The sequence below is a fragment of the Bradyrhizobium sp. HKCCYLRH3099 genome, assembly GCF_051167855.1.
Taxonomy (GTDB): Bacteria; Pseudomonadota; Alphaproteobacteria; order Rhizobiales; family Xanthobacteraceae; genus Bradyrhizobium.
On the sequence record NZ_JBNPTW010000004.1, the window covers coordinates 151,259 to 168,652 of the forward strand.

General features: G+C 65.4%; 14 protein-coding genes. 5 read left to right on the forward strand and 9 right to left on the reverse strand.

Features of this window, described 5'->3' with window-relative positions; genetic code table 11:
* Positions 1-1,752, reverse strand: a complete 1,752-nt coding sequence (locus ACQR1Y_RS11395) for a type I secretion system permease/ATPase (RefSeq protein WP_434859246.1) — start codon at positions 1,750-1,752, stop codon at positions 1-3.
* 161 nt (positions 1,753-1,913) lie between these two features.
* On the opposite strand from ACQR1Y_RS11395, the gene ACQR1Y_RS11400 reads away from it, so the two are divergent.
* From ACQR1Y_RS11400 to ACQR1Y_RS11415, 4 genes are all read left to right on the forward strand, one after another.
* On the forward strand, positions 1,914-2,177 hold the full coding sequence (locus ACQR1Y_RS11400; RefSeq protein ID WP_434877259.1) for a hypothetical protein: 264 nt from the start codon (positions 1,914-1,916) through the stop codon (positions 2,175-2,177).
* Between the two features lie 450 nt (positions 2,178-2,627).
* Positions 2,628-2,810, forward strand: a complete 183-nt coding sequence (locus ACQR1Y_RS11405; RefSeq protein ID WP_434858976.1) for a hypothetical protein — start codon at positions 2,628-2,630, stop codon at positions 2,808-2,810.
* Entirely contained in the window at positions 2,807-4,732 is a 1,926-nt protein-coding gene (locus tag ACQR1Y_RS11410) for an ethylbenzene dehydrogenase-related protein (protein ID WP_434858975.1), read from the forward strand. The genes ACQR1Y_RS11405 and ACQR1Y_RS11410 overlap by 4 nt, the downstream gene beginning before the upstream one ends.
* Positions 4,732-5,766, forward strand: a complete 1,035-nt coding sequence (locus tag ACQR1Y_RS11415; RefSeq protein WP_434858974.1) for a 2Fe-2S iron-sulfur cluster-binding protein — start codon at positions 4,732-4,734, stop codon at positions 5,764-5,766. Before ACQR1Y_RS11410 ends, ACQR1Y_RS11415 begins: the two co-directional genes overlap by 1 nt.
* A gap of 42 nt (positions 5,767-5,808) precedes the next feature.
* On the opposite strand, the gene ACQR1Y_RS11420 is transcribed toward ACQR1Y_RS11415, so the two are convergent.
* Positions 5,809-6,666 (reverse strand): VOC family protein, encoded by an 858-nt coding sequence (locus tag ACQR1Y_RS11420; RefSeq protein WP_434877260.1) that lies wholly within the window; start codon positions 6,664-6,666, stop codon positions 5,809-5,811.
* A gap of 149 nt (positions 6,667-6,815) precedes the next feature.
* Here ACQR1Y_RS11420 and ACQR1Y_RS11425 point away from each other — a divergent pair, with 149 nt between their 5' ends.
* The gene (locus ACQR1Y_RS11425) at positions 6,816-8,126 is read left to right on the forward strand and encodes an NAD(P)/FAD-dependent oxidoreductase (protein WP_434877261.1); all 1,311 of its coding nucleotides are present in this window, start codon (positions 6,816-6,818) and stop codon (positions 8,124-8,126) included.
* Here ACQR1Y_RS11425 and ACQR1Y_RS11430 read toward each other — a convergent pair.
* From ACQR1Y_RS11430 to ACQR1Y_RS11460, 7 genes are all read right to left on the reverse strand, one after another.
* Complete coding sequence (locus tag ACQR1Y_RS11430; RefSeq protein ID WP_434877262.1) at positions 8,123-9,739, reverse strand: ABC transporter ATP-binding protein; 1,617 nt, start codon at positions 9,737-9,739, stop codon at positions 8,123-8,125. The two genes, ACQR1Y_RS11425 and ACQR1Y_RS11430, sit on opposite strands and share 4 nt — an antisense overlap.
* Entirely contained in the window at positions 9,736-10,566 is an 831-nt protein-coding gene (locus ACQR1Y_RS11435; protein ID WP_434877263.1) for an ABC transporter permease, read from the reverse strand. Before ACQR1Y_RS11435 ends, ACQR1Y_RS11430 begins: the two co-directional genes overlap by 4 nt.
* A gap of 2 nt (positions 10,567-10,568) precedes the next feature.
* Positions 10,569-11,546: an ABC transporter permease gene (locus ACQR1Y_RS11440; protein ID WP_434877264.1), complete on the reverse strand. Its 978-nt coding sequence runs from the start codon at positions 11,544-11,546 to the stop codon at positions 10,569-10,571.
* A gap of 24 nt (positions 11,547-11,570) precedes the next feature.
* Positions 11,571-13,187, reverse strand: a complete 1,617-nt coding sequence (locus tag ACQR1Y_RS11445; protein WP_434877265.1) for an ABC transporter substrate-binding protein — start codon at positions 13,185-13,187, stop codon at positions 11,571-11,573.
* A 276-nt stretch (positions 13,188-13,463) separates the two neighbouring features.
* Positions 13,464-15,077: an ATP-binding protein gene (locus ACQR1Y_RS11450; RefSeq protein ID WP_434877266.1), complete on the reverse strand. Its 1,614-nt coding sequence runs from the start codon at positions 15,075-15,077 to the stop codon at positions 13,464-13,466.
* Complete coding sequence (locus ACQR1Y_RS11455; protein WP_434877267.1) at positions 15,074-15,775, reverse strand: response regulator; 702 nt, start codon at positions 15,773-15,775, stop codon at positions 15,074-15,076. Before ACQR1Y_RS11455 ends, ACQR1Y_RS11450 begins: the two co-directional genes overlap by 4 nt.
* A 20-nt stretch (positions 15,776-15,795) precedes the next feature.
* The gene (locus tag ACQR1Y_RS11460) at positions 15,796-17,268 is read right to left on the reverse strand and encodes a DUF4153 domain-containing protein (protein WP_434877268.1); all 1,473 of its coding nucleotides are present in this window, start codon (positions 17,266-17,268) and stop codon (positions 15,796-15,798) included.
* Positions 17,269-17,394: the final 126 nt, after the last annotated feature.

Below are 17,394 nucleotides of genomic sequence, written 5' to 3' on the forward strand. Positions count from 1 at the left end.
TCAAGCGCTTTCTGCTGGGGCCGCGCGACGAAGCATTCGGGCGTTCGGATTTTGTGCCGCTGCTGGAGCGGCAACCCTGGGCGCCGCGGCGGCGTGCGCAACGGCGGGGCCGGCCGGAGGCTTGACGCCGGCGACACGGGCGAAGATCTCCTGGCAGGGGCCGAATGCGATCGCCTTGCCCTCATAGAGGACGAGCGCCATGTTGAGCGCGTTCAGCGCGCTCGGGCGATGCGAGATCACGATGACGATGCTCTGGTTCTGCTGCCGCATGATCTGAATGGCGCGGCTCAGCGCGTTTTCGCCGTCGGTGTCCAGATTCGCGTTGGGTTCGTCGAGCACGATGAGGAAGGGGTCGCCGTATACGGCACGCGCCAGACCGACCCGCTGACGCTGACCGGCCGACAACGACATGCCGCCCTGACCGATTCGCGTCGCGTAGCCCTCCGGCAGCCGCAGGATGATGTCGTGCACGCCGGCGATCTGCGCAGCCTTCAGAATGGCATCGGAATTGGCATTCTCGTCGAAGCGGCAGATGTTGTCGGCAATGCTGCCGTCGAACAGCGCGACGTCCTGCGGCAGATAGCCGATGTGGCGGCCGAGATCCTCGTTGCTCCATTGATCGAGCGCCGCACCATCGAGGCGAACGGTGCCCTGCAGCGCGGGCCAGATTCCGACCAGCGCCTTCGACAACGACGTCTTGCCCGAGGCGCTCGCGCCGAGCAACGCGAGGCCCGTGCCTGCCTTGATCGAGAACGACACGTTCTGAACGATCGGCCGATCCGTGCCGGGGGCCGCGACCGTGAGCTCCTGCACGGTCAGTTCGCGGTACGGACGTGGCAAGGCGACCGGCGGCGCTTCGGGCTTTGCGGTCGCCCGGCAGATGTCGCGCAGGCGCGTGATGCCCTGGCGCGCGGCGACCAGTTGCTTCCAGCTGCCGAGCGCGATCTCGATCGGCGCGAGGGCGCGGCCCATGAGGATCGACGAAGCCATCATGACGCCGCCGGAGGCCTGCTCGGAGACGACCAGGGCCGCGCCGATTCCGAGCATGCCTGACTGAAGGATGAAGCGCAGGACCTTCGCAGCGGCGCCGAGATTGGCATAGACGTCGCTCGCGCGGATGTTGTCCTTCAGATACTTCTCGTTGACGGCATTCCAGCGCGCCGAAAAGCGGTCGAGCATGCCGAGCGCGCGAATCACCTCGGCATTGCGCTGCGTGGCATCGGCGAGAACCTGGCGCGCGGCGCTGGTGTCGCTCGCCGATCTGCTGGCCTGACGCGCCAGGCGATCGGTCACCAGGGTCATGCCGATGATCGCCACCGTGCCGATGATCGCGGTGATGCCGATCAATGGATGGAACAGGAACATGCCGATCAGGAAGATCGGGATCCAGGGCATGTCGAGGAAAGCCGTCGGTCCCATGCTGGACATGAAGGCGCGCAACTGATCGAGATCGCGCAGCGGCTGCTGCATCATCATCGGCTTGGTTCCGCGCAGGGGCAGCGTGGCCAAGGCGTGATGAATGGCGTCTTGCAGGCTCGCATCGAACACGGTTGCAACCCGGCACAGCATGCGGGTGCGCAGCGCGTCGAAATAGCCCTGGATCAGGTAGACGACGAGAATCATCACGGAGAGGCCGATGAGCGTCGCCAGGTTTTTGCTCGGGACGACGCGGTCGTTGACCTGCATCATGTAGACGGAACCCGAGAGCATCAGGACGTTGATGACACCGCTGAACACGCCGATGCCCGCCATGCGCTTCACGGCCTGGCGCAATCCGCGCGTCACCGGGTCATCGCTTCCCGAGAGAAGGTCAGTGATGGCAGCCGCGGCTTTCATTCTCGGGCGGTCTTGAGCCAGACTCATCCAGGCGCGTCTCCCAAAGGCAGTGCTTCACCAAGCGCTCTTGACAGCCGATGCCGACGATTTTCCGGCAACAATGCGACGCATGGGCAAATCTGTCGCAGCAGCGCGGGTGGTTACGCCATCATCTGCCAGATGCAACTAACTCGCGGGAAGAGATTGCGGCATTGCTCGGCGCGATCAGCTCCGCGGCAAATCCGATCGCGATCATCGATAGTTGCAGCGGCAAGACGAACACGCATGCAGCGCGCGCGTCACACATTCGTCTGTCTATCACCTTCGTTCCGCACTCATTGGTCGTCGTCCGGGCCGAATGACGCCACGAAGCCGAATAAATCTTCCTGCGGTGCAACGCACAGGCATTGTCATCTCGATCGATGCAGGACTCGATAGCGGTGCGGAGGACGATCATGATGGATGCGGCAACACTGGAAAGGCGTGTTCCGCGCGCCATCAAGTCGGTTGCAATTAGTTCGATGTGCATCGGGGGTCAGCGGCGTGTTCTGTCAACGAACGTTCGGCCGCCCTGGATCCGGCAGACGGTCTGAAGACCACGTTCGAACAAGAGCAGGGAGGAACAAGAGGGCCAGTTCGCGTGCGATCCGAGCAACTCGTCACCGGCTCGGCCCGCAACAACTGATCAGAGCGTGGCGTGATCCAACCGATCACTCCCAAACGTAGCGGGGCAACGACCACCAAGCCGAGGGGCGCAGTCGGCATAAATCAGATGAAGTTGCTCACAGTAAGAGTATCCGGGGGACGACAAGTTGCTGGACTACATCACCACCACGACGCGTGATGCGGGAATGAAATCGGGTCGAGGAACGGTCTGCAGGGGGGCGTCTGCGACGATCCTGCGCCGAACGGCCCCGCTGAAGCGAAATCTGGTCGCCGGATCGGCGGTGTATCGCGCCGATAGCGTGCGCGCAGCTCTGGAGGCGCACGCATGAAGATTCGAAAGACCGACTATGGAACGATCATCCTGCACTGGACCCTGGTCGCCGCCACGGTGATCGCGTTCCTGACCGGCCTGCGCATGGCGACCGAAGCGCCCGGCCACGCCTGGATCGCCAACAATCTCGACTGGCTGTTGCCGCGGCACCGGACCTGGACCTGGCACATGCCGGCCGGCGTGGTGCTCGCAAGCGTTGCTGTCGCCTATATGATCTACATCGCCAAATCCGGCCTCGGCCGCCGTGTCACCATCGACAAGATGCGATTCAAGGGCCTGCTGGGTAAGCGTCCGGCGCGGCTCGGATCGATCAGCGTGATGCTGCACTGGATTCTCTTCATCTCCATGGCAACGCTCATCGTCACCGGCGGCATGCTGTTCTTCGGCGTCGCCTCCGGCTACGTCACCATGATGATCCACTGGTACGCGACATGGGTGATCCCGGCCTTCGTCGTGCTGCACGTCCTGGTTCATTTCAGCATCGGCGGAAAGATGCAGCTCTATCGCGTCTTCCGGCCGGCGCCGTTGCCGCCGCCGCCACCGAAGCTCGATCCCGTCGAACTGCTCACCTTGCTGGTCGAGCAGTCTGAGAAGCTGGAGGAGGCCGAGGCGCCACCGAAGAAGCCTGCACCTGCTGCGCGACCGCCTGGGCGTGAACCGATGCCGGCACCGCGCCGCATGGAAGAGCCGATGCGGGCACGACCCGAGCCGCGCATGCCGCCGCCAGGCCGCATGCGTCCGCCGGCAAAGGGCAATACGCGGCGCCGAAATCCGAGCTTTCAGGCCAACCCGTTCATGGTCGCGACGGCTGCCGCCATCGTGATCGGCTCTGCGATGTTCGCCGCGGACTATTATGCCGAGGACTCCGTGACGGTCTATCGGATCGCGAGTTCGGACGCGCCGACGCTGGACGGCGATTCATCCGATCGCGTCTGGCGCAACATCCAGCCGCACATGGTCACCACCAATCAGGGTGACAATTTCGACGGAACCGGCGAATCGCGCGTCTGGATCAAGGCGGCGCATGACGGCACCTGGGTCTACTTCCTCGTGATCTGGGAAGACCCGACGCGCTCGTTGAAGCAGCTGCCGCTGATCAAGAAGGCCGACGGCTGGCACCTGCTGCACAACGGCTTCGAGAAGGGCGACGAGAACGACTACAACGAAGACAAGTTCTCATTGCTGTTCACGACCCTGCCGATCACTCTGGCCGCTGACCGAACATTCCACATGAGCTCACAGCCGATGCCGGACAAGCCGGCGACGTTGTCGGGGCGCGGCATTCACTACACGCCTGCGCCGAATCTCTACGCCGATGCGTGGCTGTGGAAGGCGACCAGCGGCGGTCCGACGGGATGGATGGACGACAATCATTTCGGCCCGCCGGCCGAGCCGACGCCGGATCAGATCAAGGGTCTCGCGCCTTACAAGGGGGGATTCGCCGCCGATCCCGGCACGGCGAACTACACGGATAATTTCGTGCTCGACAGGGAGGCGGCCCGGCTCGGAAATCGCGGCGTCAGGCCGAAGCGTCTGCCGAAGGACGTGGCCGCGATGACCGCGGCAATGGGCGAGATCAATCTCGATCCCAACATCGGCGAGAGCGAGGGATCGCGCTGGTTCATGACGGAGGCGGAATCGGTGCCTTATTCCGCGGAAGCCGACGCGCAGACGCCGATCGGGACGGTCGTGCCGGGTGTGCTCGTCAGTGGCGAGTTCACAGGAGATCGTGCCGACATCCGTTGTGCGGCGCGTTGGGCGGCGGGCCATTGGACTCTGGAGATTGCCCGCAAATTGGACACGAAAAGCAAGTACGACGTCCCGATCAAGAACGGTGTCTTCATGCGAGTCGCTGCGTTCGACCACACCCAGATCCGACATACGAGGCAGATCCGGCCGATGCGACTTGAGGTGCAGTGATGGGTAAGATTTGCAAGATCCAGTACAACAGGGAAACGTTCTACGCGAATGTGGGCGATATCCTGCTCGACGGCGCCATCAATAGCGGCGTGGATCTGCCTCATGACTGCCGCAGCGGAATCTGTGGCTCGTGCAAGGTGACGGTCGTCGACGGCAAGCTGTTCGGCGGAATGGAAGGCGACATGGCGCATGCGTGCCAGGCGCGCGTGGTGTCCGATCTCAAGATCATCACCGAGCCGGTGCCGGACACCGTGACGATGAACTGCGAGGTCGGCGATCTCGTGCGGCTGGCGCCCGACGTCGTCGGCGTCACCATCGAGATGCCGAAGCCGCTGCGCTTCTTCCCGGGTCAATATGCCAAGGTGCAGTATCGCGGCTTCCCGACACGCTGCTACAGCCCGACCTATCCGATGGTCGGCGCGCCCGACAGCCACCTGCTGTATCTGCACATCCGCATCCTGAAGGACGGCTTGGTGTCGTCGGCGCTCGGCCGCGACATCCAGGTCGGCCATCGCGTCAAGCTGACGGCGCCGCTGGGCACCGCGTTCTTCCGGCAGAAGCATCGCGGCCGCATCATCCTGGTTGCGAGCGGCACCGGCTTTGCGCCGATGTGGGCGATCGCGGTTGCCGCGATCACGGAGAATCCGAAGCGCGAGATCGTCTTCATCGTTGTGTCGCGGACTTTGCAGTCGTTCTACATGCACCAGGCGCTGTGCCGGCTGGCGCGCTTTCCGAACGTGAAGATCATCCCGATCGTCTCGGAGCCGCAGAACGTGTCGCCGGCGATTCGCAGCGGCCGTCCCACTGAGCACATGCCGGAGCTGACGCCGAACGACGTCGTCTACACCTGCGGTGCGCCGGCGATGACGGAGGCGGTGGCGAAAATGTCGCGCGCAGCGGGCGCGAAGTGCCATTGCGATCCGTTCGTGTCGTCGGCGCAGCCGTCGGAGTCGAGCGGCGGGCTGATGGATAAACTGGTGGGCTGGCTCGATAGCCAGCGCGGCCGGCCGGCGATGTTCCAGCCGGCCGAGTGACGTCGCGGCCGCGATGGGCGCGGCCGCGAGTTTTCAAACGTTTTAGCCGGCCACGAAGGCGAGCAGCGTTCCCGTCGCGGATGCCGGCGGCACGACGATGCTCGCGCCGCTGCGCACGCCCGCCGTGCCGAGCGCTGTCTCAGTCTTCGCCAGATCATGCGAGGCCAGCACGAGGCCGGCGCCGCCGCGCTCAGGCAGGCCGGCGAGCGACACGCTGGGATAGCGCGCCGCCAGTTGGTCCCGGGTCAGGAACACGAAATCCGCGCGGTCGCCCCCAGAGGCGACGGTCACGGCGCCGTCCGTCTCGCTGCGGCCGTCACGGTCGATCAGGCGCGACAGGTGCTCGGCGTCCTTGACCGGGTCGGGCGTGACGATCAGCGCCTGCTTGAGCTGCTTGGCGCCGTTGGCATGCGTCATCAGTTCCGGAATCCAGACTGTCTCGCGCGTCTTGTGCTGGCAGGCGAAGATGCGCAGGCCGCCGGGCGCCTCGGCGACCGGCCACTGAAAGACGCGGAATTTCGCGGCCGAGATCGTGCCGTCGGGCAGCGGCACCGGGCGCTCGAAGTCGATCGGGCCGATCGGCTCGAAACCCTTGGCGCGGATCTCTTCGGCGCCCGCCGCCGAATCGACGGCCGTGAAAGCGATACGCTCGATGCCTTCGCCGCGCTGGGCGATGAAGTTGCGGGTCGGCACGTTGTGATCGGTCTCGGCGAGGATGCCGAGCAGCTCGATGTAATCGGGATCAAGCATGATGGTATAGTTGCCCGAGCCCATCTTGGCGCTGTGGGTGCCGCGGGGCGACAGCGTGAAGCCGAGCCGCTTCCAGGTCTCGGCGGCCGCGTCGAGCTCCTTCACCACGACGACAGCATGATCGATACCGATGACGTTCTTCAGGGCCACGCGTTTGTCTCCTTGCAGCGAACTTGGCATATTGGCGGCCGAACTATGCCCAATCGACCCATGCGCCGCAACCGGCGCAGGCGGGCGGAAGATGCAAGGCAAGATCGATCTCCACGCAGGGTATCGATCAGCAGAAATGAGCTGTCGCGATGAGCACGACCACCGATCACGTTCAATGGCCTCCGTCGCTGTGGGCGGCCCAGACTCCGCCCGGGCCGGATCTGCCGATGCTGCAGGGCAGCCAACAGGCTGACGTCGTCATCATCGGCGGTGGCTTTACCGGCCTGTCGACGGCGCTGCATCTGCGCGAGGGGGGCGTCGATGTTGCGATCGTCGAGGCGATGGAGCCAGGCTGGGGCGCCTCGGGCCGCAACAACGGCCAGGTGATCCCGACGCTGTCGCGGCCCGATCCCGAGGATCTGATCGCGCGTCACGGGGCGGCCGGCGAGCGCTTCGTCGCCATGCTGCGCGACAGCGCGTCGACGCTGTTCGAGACCGTCAGGCGCTACAACATCGACGCCGAGCACGAGCAGGCCGGCTGGGTGCAGCCGGTGCATACGCCCGGGCGCATCAAGATCGCCGAGCGACGCTTCAAGCAGTGGTCGAAGTTCGGCGCCCAAGTCGAGCTGCTGTCGCGCGATCAGGCGCGCGAGATGCTCGGCTCGGACGCCTGGCATGGCGGTTTCTGGAACAAGACCGGCGGGCACATCAATCCATTGGCCTTGGTGCGTGGCCTCGCGCGGACGGTACTCAGCCTTGGTGGTCGCATCTACGCGCGCTCGCCCGTGATTGATTTCAAACGCCAGGGTGACCGCTGGGTAGTCCGCACGGCGCAAGGCGAGCTGTCAGCGCGCGCGCTGGTGCTCGCGAGCAATGCCTATAGCGGCGAGTTCTCCAAGGCGCTGGCGCCTGACATCGCGCATGAGGTGATGCCGGTGCTGTCGTGGCAGATGGCGACGCAGCCGCTGTCGGACAATGTGCGCAAGACGATCATTCCCGATCGGCAGGCGATGTCGGACACGCATGGCGAGCTGTATTTCGCCCGCTACGACGCGCGCAATCGCCTGGTCACCGGTGGCGCCGTGATCGGTCCGGGCAACAAGGCGGAGCGGCTGAAGGCGCGCGTCGCCGAGCGCCTGCAGCGGCTGTGGCCGCAGATCGGCGAGGTCAGGTTCGACTATGTCTGGAACGGTTATGTCGGCATGACCACCGACTACATGCCGCGCATTCATCGGCTCGGTCCCGACGCCTATGGCTGGACCGGCTGCAACGGCCGCGCCGTCGCCTTGACGATTCCGCTCGGAGCTGAGCTCGCCAAGGCCGTGCACGGCGTGCCGGCAAGCGAACTGGCGCTGCCGTTCACCGAGCCGGTGACGATCCCCGCGCATGCGCTGTTGCGGCCGTTCGCGCCGCTGATGCTGTTCCTGTACCGCTATCGCGACGCGCGGGAGATCGCCTAGCTCGCGGCTGTCCGGGCGAAGTCGCCGCCCGGAATAGCCTCGAGAAGCGCCTGAGTATACGGGTGCTGGGGGTGACCGAACACGTCGCGCGTCAAGCCGTGCTCGACGACGACGCCGTCCTTCATGACAGCGACGAGATCGCAGATCTGCGCGGCGACGCGCAGGTCATGGGTGATGAAGACGATCGACAGACCGAGCCGTTCGCGCAAGTCCGTGAGCAGCTTCAGCACCTGCGCCTGTACGGACACGTCGAGCGCGGAGACCGGCTCGTCGGCCACCAGCACCGCCGGCTTCAGCGCCAGCGCGCGCGCCAGGCCGATGCGCTGGCGCTGACCGCCGGAGAATTCGTGCGGGAAGCGATCGGCCGCTGACGGATCGAGGCCAACCAGACTGAACAGCTCGCGCGCCTCGCGCAGGGCCTGGTCGCGCGACGTGCCGTGGATGATCGGTCCCTGCGCGACCAGATCGACTGCCTTGCGCCGCGGGTTCAGCGAAGCGAACGGGTCCTGGAACACCATCTGCATCTGCTGGGTCCGCTGCCTGATGTCGCTACGAGACAGCTTGGCCCAATCCTCGCCTTGCAGCAGGATCGATCCCGCATCGGGATCGATCAGGCGAATGATGCAGCGGGCGAGGGTGGATTTGCCCGAGCCGGACTCGCCGACGATGCCGAGCGTGGCTCCCTTGGGCAGCATGAGCGAGACATCCTTGACCGCGTGAGTCACACGCACGCCGCGGCCGAGGAAGCCGCCCGTACGATAGGTCTTGGCGACGCCGGAGAGTGCGAGAATGGTCTCGTCCGAGAGCTGGCGCGCCGGTGGCGCGGCCACCGGCGGCACGGCGGCGATCAGCTGCTGCGTGTAGGCGTGTTGGGGGTTGCGCAGCACGTATCGCGCGGGACCCTGTTCGACCACGACGCCATGCTGCATCACCACCACGCGGTCGGCGATCTCGGCGACGACGCCGAAATCGTGGGTGATGAACAGCACCGCGGTCTTGCGCCGCTGCTGCAACTCGCGGATCAGCTTCAGGATCTGCGCCTGCGTCGTCACGTCGAGCGCGGTGGTCGGCTCGTCGGCAATCAGGAGCTTCGGGTCGAGCGCGAGCGCCATCGCGATCATGGCGCGCTGGCGCTGGCCACCCGACAGCTCGTGCGGATAGGCCTTGGCGGCGCGCGGCGGATCGGGGATGTGAACGTCTGTCAGGAGCGCCAGCACGCGCGACTTGATCTCGGCCTTGGACAGATCGGTGTGAATCTCAAGGACCTCGCCGATCTGATCACCGATGGTGCGCAGCGGATTGAGCGCCGTCATCGGCTCCTGGAAAACCATGGCGATCTCGGCGCCGCGGATCCGGCGCATGTCGGCGGCTGGGGTCGTGCAGAGATCGCGTCCGGCGAACAGGATGCGGCCGCCGTCGATGCTGACGTTGTTCGGCAGCAGCCGCATGACGGCATTGGCCATCATCGACTTGCCGGAGCCGGACTCGCCGACGATGCAGACGATCTCGTTCTCGGCGACCGAGAGCGACAGCTCGGAGATCGCATGCGTGCGATCGGCACCTTTGGGCAGACGAACGCTGAGGCGATCGACGGTGAGGATGGTTTCGCTCATCGCTGCTTCAGCCGCGGGTTCAAGGCATCGTTGAGGCCCTGGCCGACGAGCGACACCGCGAGCACTGTGATCAGGATGGCGACGCCGGGAATGGCCGAGACGTACCACTGTACGCGCAGCACGTCCCGCCCGAGCCCGATCAGATTGCCCCACGACGCGACATTGGCATCGGAGAGACGGAGAAACGCGAGCGCGCTTTCGAGCAGGATCGCGACCGCCATCACGACGCCGGCATAGACGATCACGGGCGGCAGCGCGTTCGGCAGGATCTCGCGCAGGATCAGCTGCGTGTCCCGCATGCCGAGCGTACGGCCGGCCTGGACAAATTCGCGGCCGCGCAACGACAGGAACTCGGCCCGCGTCAGTCGCGCCGGGGCCGGCCAGGAGACGATGCCAACCGCGACTGTCACCGTCGTCAGGGTCGAGCCGAACACGGCGACCAGCACCAGCAGCAGCACGAAGTTCGGCAGCGTCTGGAACGCCTCGGTGATGCGCATCAGGATGTTGTCGACCCATCCGCCATAGTAGCCCGCGAGCGCTCCGACCATGACGCCGATCACCACGGCGATCAGGGTGGCGACGCCGCCGATCAGGAGCGAGATGCGAGCGCCATGGAAGATCTGCGCGGCGATGTCGCGGCCGGAATTGTCGGTGCCGAGCAGGAAGCGTGGATTGGCGAACGGCCACACCAGAGGGCGGCCGGCGAGCGCGAGCGGATCGCGCGGATAGAAATAGCCGGCGCTGATGGCCATGCCGATGACGATCAGCAGCAGGATCAGGCCGAGCACAGCCGGAGGGCTGCGGAAGTAGCGTTTGACGGCATCCATGCTCAGCTCTCCGCCGCGATGCGCGGATCGAGCCGGGCATAGAGCAGGTCGGTGATGAAATTGACGAGGATCACGAGCAGCGCCGAGACGAAGACGATCCCGAGCAGCGTGTTCAGATCGCGCTGCACGACGGACTCATAGGCAAGTCGGCCGAGGCCGGGCAGCGAGAACACCGTTTCGACCACGACCGAGCCGCCGAGCATCGTGCCCGCCTGCAATCCGATCAGCGTGACCATCGGCAGCAAGGCGTTACGCAGCACGTGGCGAGTGATGATACGCGTCTCGTCGAGTCCCTTGGCGCGCGCGGTGCGGACGAAGTCGAGATTGAGGACCTCGAGCATCGAGGCCCGCATGATGCGCAGATAGATCGCGAGGAAGATCAGGCCGAGCGTCAAAGACGGCAGCACCAGATGACTGGCGATGTCGAGCACGCGCCAGATCCCGGTGCCGACCGCGCCGATGTCCTCGAAGCCGCCGGCCGGCAGCCATTGCAGGTAGATCGAGAACACGACGATCGCCATAAGGCCGAACCAGAACGACGGCGTGGCGTAGAAGATCAGTCCCACCGTCGAGATCAGCGTGTCCGGCCAGCGGTTGACGTTGCGCGCGGCGATCACGCCGAAGACGAGGCCGAAGAAGAATGCGAACGACAGGGCCGACACCATCAGCAACAGCGTCGGCGGCAGCCGCTCCAGGATCACGGCCGCGACCGGCTTGCCGTAGATCGCGGAGAAGCCGAGATCGAGCCGCACCAGCCGCCACAGATAATTGGCGAGCTGCATCGGCACCGACAGATCCAGGCCGTAGAACCGGCGCAGCTCGCGCGCAGTCGCCGCGTCGCCGCCGCCCATCTGGGCCATCATGGCGTCGACCGTATCGCCCGGCGCGAGCTGCAGCAGCAGGAAGACGCCGATCAGGATGAGGAACAGGGTCGGGATCGAGGCGACGAGTCGCCGCCCCGCTAGGCTCAGGATGCGCATGGCCTCATTCTGACCGAGTTCGGCTCACGCGGAAAGCCAGAGATCGTGCCAGCTCGACGATCCCCAGCGCGGCGTGTTGGAGTGGTTGCGCGCCTTCGCCGTGATCACCGTGACGAAGATCTGCTCGATCGGCATCCATACCGGCAGTTCGGTATTGGCTTCGCGCACGAAGTCGGCATAGAGCGCCTTGCGCTTGGCCGGATCGACCTCGGTCGCGGCGTCGTCGATGATCTTGTCGATCTTGGCGTCGTCCCAGCCCCATTGATTGGTCCACGGCGCACCCTTGGGCTGGCCGGAGCGGTACCACACCGTTGTCGAAACCGCCGGGTCGTTGCGGTACTGGTGCCAGCCGGTGGCGAGGTCGAAGGCGTGCTCGTCATAGACCTGCTTGAGGAAGCCGCCGCCGTCATTGCGCACGATCTCGACCTGAATGCCGACTTCGCCCAGGGATTGCTGGATGAAGGTCGCCCACAGCGAGATGTCCTCGCCCCACGGCGCGGGCAACAGCCGCAGCGAGAACCGGTTGCCGCCGGCGGCGGGCTTGAAACCGGCCTCGTCGAGCAGCGCCTTCGCCTTGGCCTTGTCGTAGGGATATTGCGGGGTATCCGCGCCCGGATAGAAGTCGGTCGAGGTCGACGGAATCGGGCCCGTGCCGAGCTTGGCGAAATCGCCGAGGAAGTTCTCGATGAAGAACGGCACGTTGATCGCGTGCGCGATGGCGCGGCGGACCTTGATGTCAGCAAGCTCCTTGCGGCGAACGTTGAACTCCAGCGTGTTGGTACGGGCGTTGCCCTCATTGCCCTTGGTCGAGACGATGAAGCGCTTGTCCTTGCCGAGGCGGGCCATGTCGGAAATCGTCAGCCCAGAGAACGGGCTGTAGTGCAGCTCGCCCGCTTCCATCTGCGCGGCCGCCGCGGCGCGATCGGTGATCACCTTCCAGACGATGCGGTCGAGATAGGGTGCGTTCGGGCGCCAGTAATCGGCGTTGCGGTCGGCGATGATGTACTGGCCGCGCTCGTACTTCACGAACTTGAACGGACCGGTGCCGACGGGCGCGAGGTTCGTCGGGTTCTGCCGGATGTCGCCGTTCTCATAGATGTGCTTGGCCGAGACATAGCCGAGATCGGGCAGGGCGCGCAGCAGCAGGTTGAGCGGCATCGGCCGCTCGTAGCGGAAGATCGCGGTCTGCGGATCCGGCGTGTCCACCGCGGTGAGGAACAGCTGCAGGGTCGATCCGTAGTTGAGGATCTTCTTCCACATGTTCATCGCGGTGAAGGCGACATCCTCCGACGTGAACGGCTTGCCGTCGTGCCAGGTCACGCCCTTGCGCAGCTTGAAGGTGACCGTCTTGCCGTCGGGTGTCGCTTCCCAGCTCTCCGCGAGGACGCCGACCGGCTGCCCGTTGGCATCGAGATCGACGAGGTTCTCCTGGATCTTGCCGCCGATGATGTAGACGCCGGTCGAGGCCTGCAGGCTCGGATTGAGCTGGCGCTGCTCGGCGCCGTAGTGGACGTTGAACACGCCGCCCTTGCGCGGGGTTTCCTGGGCGAAAGCCCGCAGAGGATTAACCACGTTCGCGGCGATGGCGGCGGAGGTCAACAGGGCAGTCCGGCGGCTGATCTCGAAACGGCTCGAAGTCATCAAGGTCTCCCGAAAGGCCAATGGAACGCTGGCCGATGGTGCAATCGCGCCGGAGATTACGCGGATCGCGCGCGCGAGTCATTTGCGAATTGCGCAGCCGATCTGCGGCATCCTGGTCCGGCGCGCGCGACGGGCGGCCTCTTGGCACAAATTGCTCGTATACAAACGATCGTGAGAACGTCGCCGCTGCCAGCCCCGGGATTGGGATGGGGATTGGCGGTCGCCATCCGAGGCGCCGGAGCAACTTCAGGATCGCAGGCAGCCAGCGGCGCCATCTCAGATAGATGTTCCGCGATCACCGGCCAGCGGCAGCCGCAATTCGAACGCGACCCCCGTCTCGGGAGACAGCAGCAGGATCTCTCCGCCGTGGCTTGCGAGGATGGCCCGTACGATGGCCAGCCCCATGCCGGTGCCGCCGCTGTCCCGCCGGGTCGTAAAGAACGCATCGAAGATGCGGTCGCGATTGTCGGGCGAGATGGGATCGCCGTCGTTGCCGGCAATGACGACCAGTTGACCGTCACGATCCACGGCATCGAACCGGACCCGCCGCGCCCCCTGGCGGACCGCGTTGTCGACCAGATGCGTGAGCACGATCAGGACCGTTTCGCTCGAGAGTGAGGTCTTGCGGTCGACCGGACCGGACGCCTCGATCGTGGTCGCCGGGAAGCGCTGCCGCAGCATGGCGACCGCCTCCGCCACGCCGCCGGGGTCGATCGTCGACATGGTCTCCGCCCGCGCCAGCTCGCGCAGGCGCTGGGCCAGCGCCGTCAGGCGATCCGCGTCGGCAAGAATGTTGGTGAGGAATTTCTCCTGCTCCGCGCGTGTCAGCGCGCCGGAGCGGCTGGCAAGGGAATCGAGCAACAGCTCTGCGGCGCCCTTGATCGAGGTCAGCGGTGATTTGAGTTCGTGGGTCAGGTGCGCCGAAAAGCTTCGGATGTAGTTGGAGCGCTGCGCCAGCTGCTCGGCCATGGCGAAGAAGTGCTCTGCCAGCTCGGCGAAGTCGCGCGTGCCGTAATGGGCGAGGGGGCGAAAGCCCGCGGGGTCGTTGCGGCCGATCCGGCCGGCGCGATCGACGAGCTCGCGCATCGGCCGCGTGATCGTCCGCGACACGATGAGGCCGACCAGCAGCGTCGTCAGGACGATGGTCGACCCGGCGGCGATGAACTTGCCGCGCTCCTGATAGAGATGCTCGAAAATGTTCCGTGGCGTGCGCGAGGTGTAGATGACCCCCGCAACGTGATCGTTGACGATCACGGGCATCGCCGAGAATACGTGCACACCGACGCCGCGGCTGATCGAATAGATCGGCGGTGGCGCCTTGTCGGGAATGCGGATGCGGAGCGCGGCACTGTAGCGGCCCTGCAGGGCGCTCGCGACCTCGTCGATGTGGGCCAGCGACTTGCCCATCTCGTCGCGGCCGGCGATCACGACGCCTTGCGGGTCAAGCACGCGAAAGCCCGCCAGCGTGACCTTCTGCGTCTCCTTGATGATCGGCAGCAGCCGCGCACCGATGGCCACATAGGCCGGATCGGCCGGATGGATCGCCTCGCGCGCATCGGGACGGCGCACGAACAGATCGTTGGCCAGCAGATCGAGCAGAGGGCGGATCGGCGTGACCTCGTCTGCCGCATCGGGGCGCGCCTCAAGCGGGATTTCGAAGCCCAGAGGAATGCCTGAGGCCAGGCGCGCGGCGACCTCCTCGGCGAAGACGGCCGCCAGCACCCGGCTCTGCGCGATCAGCTCGGCCTGGGTCTGCCGGATCAGCTGATTGTCGTAGATGCGGAAGAAGAACAGCCCGACGAAGGGCAGGGTGCCGACGAGCGCCAGCACGCCGAACACGATCTGTCCCAGTGACGGCCGCCATTTCCGCTTCGGCTTCGGCGCGATCATGGCGCGCCGCAGCGGCCCAGCCGGAAGCCGACGCCGTGGACGGTCTCGATGGCGTCCTCGCAATGCGCGGCCGCGAGCTTGGCCCTGATGTTGCGGATGTGGCTGTCGATGGTGCGGTCGGAGACCTGGATGTTGAGCTGATAGGCCGCGCTCATGATCTGCTCGCGGCTGAAGACGACGGCCGGACGCGTCATCAGCGTCCGCAGGATGCTGAATTCGAGCGCCGTCAATGTCAGGGGGGTGTCGCCGAAGCGCGCCGCATGCTGCTGCGGGTCGAGACGAAGCCGGCCGTGTGCCAGCTCCTCCGCCTCGGTCGCGCGATCGGCACCGCCCGAGGTGACGCGACGCAGGATCACATTGACACGAGCGACGAGTTCGCGCGGGCTGAACGGCTTGGTGACGTAGTCGTCTCCTCCGATCTCGAGGCCGAGAATGCGATCAATCTCCTCGTCCCGGGCGGAAAGAAACAGGATCGGGACCTGCGAGGTCCGGCGGATGCGCCGGCAGACTTCCAGGCCGTCGAACTCCGGCATGCCGACGTCGAGCACGATCAGGTCCGGTCTATCATCTGCGAACTTCGCGAGGGCGGCCCGGCCGTCGGCGGCTTCCGTCACGGCCATGCCGGCCTTGCTCAGGGCGACGCGCACGACCTCGCGGATGTGCGGATCATCGTCGACGATGAGAATTCGGGGAGACAAGCGGCGCTCCATGGCAAGTGTCAGCTTGGCGTCTGCGTTGCGGTATGTGTATCGAGATCACGCTGCAAGCGCCAGCCGCGAAAGCTCCAGGTTCGCCATGACGCCCTGTCCCTGGCCTGGTCCGCCAGCAGGTTGTCATGGATGCGTGCCAGCTCCGACGCCTGAGGCGACAGCAACATGGCCCGCCGGATCGCCGGCAGGGCTTGCGGCCCCAGTCGCGCTAGATAGGAATGATCGAGGGCGACGCCGCCCCGCCCGGCCTCGCGGCTGTGGGCCACGTTGTAGTCGGCGATGAATTTGTCGAAATTGACCAGGGAGCACCCGTAAAGGGTGGCTGCCAGCACGACAAGATTCACGTGGATCAACCAGCGCGTCGGACGGTCCTGAGCGATACGGATTACGATCAGGATCAACCCCACGGCGACCAGCGCCATCCAGATCAACGCCGCGATCCGCCAGCCGGTGAGCAGATAAGTTTCGATGTAGAGATGCACCCGCTGGATCGAGGACATGACGAGCATCACGTTCTGTCCAACCCAGAGATATACCAGCGGTCGGACGAGCCTCGACTGATCGGCTGCTTGTGGACGGATGGCGACGACGACAAAGGCGGCCGCCAGAAGCGCGGTCGCAATCAGCGGATAGGCGCCGCGATGAGCATACGCCGCGTAGCTCATGCCGTCCGGAAGCGCCAGATGTCCCCAGAGGTAGAGCCCATCAAGCACGGTCTGCAGCGCAAACAGCACGTTGAACATGAGCAGCGAGCGGAGGATGACCCGCGGACCAAGCACGGAGTCCAGCGGCGATCGCACGTCCTGCGCAACGGCATCCGGTGCGGCCGGACCCGGTTTGTGCTGGCGCCAGCGCAAATGCATGAACGGCCAGATCAGAGACAGTGCGATGAGCCAGAAGACGACCCTGGCCACGCTGACATCAGACACGACGTGGTCGGGGCGGAAGCGATTGAGCCATTGCTCGATCACCGGATTGGCCGCCGCGAACAGGAAGATGAAGATGGCGTACAGCGCCAGCGGAATGCTCCACGCCAGCAGGAAACGGGTCAGGACGTTGGTTTGGAGGATGGCGATGGTGTCCGCAATCAGCCTGAACGGTCCGGCGAGGAGCAGCTGCCGTGCGGCCGTCAGCGGCACCCGCAGTCCGGCCGCGCTCGGATCGGTCAACACCGCGACGGCCGATATCGTTGTGAGCACGAGGATCGCGAACGACAGCATATCCAGGGCTTCGAGGCCCGGAGCGAGACCGGCGACGAAGATGCCGGCCGCCACGATCCAGCGGCGGCTGTCGATCTTGTCGCAATTGACGAGGACGCAGCCTGCGAACAAGGCGATTGCAAACAGCACGACGCAGAGGCCGATGGGCTGGTTGTAGAACATGATGTCGGCGAGCCACAGCAGGCCGAGAGCGCAGACGAATTTGAGCCACTTGGCCTGGCCGGCGGTGGGCGTGCCGGTCAGCTCAGCGGAGCTGCTCATTGCGAAGATCCTCGTTTCAGTCGTTACGGCTGGGCTGCCGCGATCCTGGGATTTCAACATGAGGCTCGCGCGTGCAGTCGGTCGCGAGACTGTCTGCAGCATCTCAGGATTTGTTTGCAGAATTCG

Bases quoted from the DNA above. Each gene is read 5' to 3' on its own strand.
- ACQR1Y_RS11430 (WP_434877262.1), bottom strand. From the start codon at position 9,739: ATGAGCGAAACCATCCTCACCGTCGATCGCCTCAGCGTTCGTCTGCCC.
- ACQR1Y_RS11435 (WP_434877263.1), bottom strand. From the start codon at position 10,566: ATGGATGCCGTCAAACGCTACTTCCGCAGCCCTCCGGCTGTGCTCGGC.
- ACQR1Y_RS11445 (WP_434877265.1), bottom strand. From the start codon at position 13,187: ATGACTTCGAGCCGTTTCGAGATCAGCCGCCGGACTGCCCTGTTGACC.
- ACQR1Y_RS11395 (WP_434859246.1), bottom strand. From the start codon at position 1,752: ATGGCGGGCATCGGCGTGTTCAGCGGTGTCATCAACGTCCTGATGCTC.
- ACQR1Y_RS11450 (WP_434877266.1), bottom strand. From the start codon at position 15,077: ATGATCGCGCCGAAGCCGAAGCGGAAATGGCGGCCGTCACTGGGACAG.
- ACQR1Y_RS11415 (WP_434858974.1), top strand. From the start codon at position 4,732: ATGGGTAAGATTTGCAAGATCCAGTACAACAGGGAAACGTTCTACGCG.
- ACQR1Y_RS11460 (WP_434877268.1), bottom strand. From the start codon at position 17,268: ATGAGCAGCTCCGCTGAGCTGACCGGCACGCCCACCGCCGGCCAGGCC.
- ACQR1Y_RS11410 (WP_434858975.1), top strand. From the start codon at position 2,807: ATGAAGATTCGAAAGACCGACTATGGAACGATCATCCTGCACTGGACC.
- ACQR1Y_RS11440 (WP_434877264.1), bottom strand. From the start codon at position 11,546: ATGCGCATCCTGAGCCTAGCGGGGCGGCGACTCGTCGCCTCGATCCCG.
- ACQR1Y_RS11400 (WP_434877259.1), top strand. From the start codon at position 1,914: ATGCCGACGATTTTCCGGCAACAATGCGACGCATGGGCAAATCTGTCG.
- ACQR1Y_RS11425 (WP_434877261.1), top strand. From the start codon at position 6,816: ATGAGCACGACCACCGATCACGTTCAATGGCCTCCGTCGCTGTGGGCG.